The sequence below is a fragment of the Bartonella tribocorum genome (genome assembly GCF_002777915.1).
Lineage (GTDB): Bacteria > Pseudomonadota > Alphaproteobacteria > Rhizobiales > Rhizobiaceae > Bartonella > Bartonella tribocorum_A.
In genome coordinates this window covers 1-545 of sequence record NZ_NJGE01000099.1, presented here as the reverse complement: position 1 = coordinate 545, position 545 = coordinate 1, and the positions used below count along the sequence as shown (strand labels likewise).

General features: G+C 39.8%; 1 pseudogene. It reads left to right on the top strand.

The features are described from left to right. Window positions 1–545: pseudogene (locus tag CER18_RS10215) on the top strand (hypothetical protein); the annotation flags it as partial.

Sequence of the window (545 nt, the reverse complement as noted above, 5' to 3'; positions counted from 1 at the left end):
GTTGCGACTTACTTAGGTGGCGGATCTGGTTATAAAGAAGGTCAATGGATTGATCCAACGTTTACAGTTAAAACTGTTACAGGCGATGGCAAGGAAGAAAATAAGACTTACAAAAATGTAGCGGAAGCTTTTGAAGGAGTTGGTGCTTCTATCACGAATGTCCAGAATAAAATTACCAATGAGATCACCAACCAAATTAATCATCTTCAGTCGGATGATTCAGTGGTTGTTCATTATGATAAGGCAGATGATGAAAGTGACGCTATTAATTATGGGAGTATCACTTTTGGTGGTAAGGATAAAACTCTCACCGCTCTCCACAATGTTGCTGATGGTAAGATTGTTGAAAATTCCCATGATGTGATCACAGGTGGCCAGATTAATGCAATTGGTGGTGATATTGCAAAATACTTAGGTGGAGGTTCCGCATTTACGAATGGTGCATTTACACAGCCAACGTATAAATTATCGGAGGTTTCTGAAGAAGGGCATGTGAAGTCAAAGGACTTTAATGATGTAGGAAGCGCCTTTACAGGTCTTGATGA